This is a genomic window from Acinetobacter sp. ME22 (assembly GCF_022012315.1).
GTDB lineage: Bacteria > Pseudomonadota > Gammaproteobacteria > Pseudomonadales > Moraxellaceae > Acinetobacter > Acinetobacter brisouii_A.
In genome coordinates, this window is sequence record NZ_JAKLTL010000038.1 from 1 (window position 1) to 1,139 (window position 1,139).

The 1,139-nt window shown below is 43.0% G+C and carries 1 protein-coding gene; it reads left to right on the forward strand.

Features of this window, described 5'->3' with window-relative positions:
- Positions 1-1,122: ISNCY family transposase (locus LVY74_RS17570; protein ID WP_237816144.1), on the forward strand; the 1,122-nt coding region annotated here is incomplete at its 5' end.
- Between the last annotated feature and the right edge of the window lie 17 nt (positions 1,123-1,139).

A 1,139-nucleotide genomic window follows, 5' to 3' on the forward strand; every position in this document is an offset into this window, starting at 1 on the left:
GTAAAGTCTGAATGCCTTTCCATTATTTCTGAACATCTGCTGGGCTTTGGTCCAACCTTGGCTCATGAGAAGCTCAGCAGCATATTCGGTCTGAATATTCCTGTAGAAACGGTTCGACGCTGGATGACAGCCAATGAACTCTGGATTCCGCGATCCAAACGCCTGAAACGTCCATATCAGCCTAGATATAACCGTGATTGCTTCGGTGAATTGATCCAGATCGATGGCTCATATCATGACTGGTTTGAAGGTCGAGCTGCCAAATGCTGCTTGCTGGTCTATATTGATGATGCCACTGGAAAGCTGCTGCATCTGCGCTTTTGTGAGGCTGAAACCACCTTTGACTATATGCTTTCGACCAGAGCCTACATTGAGCAATATGGCAAGCCACTGGCCTTTTATAGTGACAAACATTCGGTATTCAGAGTGAACCAGAAATCCAGTCAGGACAGCCAGATCACGCAATTTGGACGAATTCTCAGCGAGTTAAACATTGATATTATCTATGCCAACTCACCACAGGCCAAAGGGCGTGTGGAACGAGCGAATAGAACACTACAAGACCGTTTGATTAAGGAAATGCGTCTGGAAGGCATCAGTTCGATTGCGGAAGCAAATGCATGGTTACCTTGCTTTATTGAGCAGTTTAACCAGAAGTTCGCCAAGTGTGCGAGAAACTCAAAGGATTTGCATCGTCCCTTAATAGAGTCTGATGCTGAGCTGGATGATGTGTTTACCTGGCAGGAACCGCGTAAGGTCACGAGGAGTTTGACCATTACTTATGACAAATGTATTTATCTGCTTGAGCCAACAGCGATGAATCATAAGCTCGTTGGGCAATACATTACTTTCATGGAATATCCAGATGGTACTGTGGCAATCATGCATGAAGGACAGAAGATCAACTACAGTATTTTTAACAAGTTGTCTGGATTACAGCAGAATGAAGTGGTTGAGAATAAAAGATTAGGCTCAGTTCTGGCCCATATTCAGCAACAACATGAAGAGTTGGAAAAACAGAATAAACGTACTCGTGCTAAGAAAAGTATGCCAAGTCGTAAAGCTCAGAAAGCTGTGATTGAACAAAGAAATTTAAATCCTGTTCTTGACTGTTGTAATTAAAAACAGGACATTTTAAA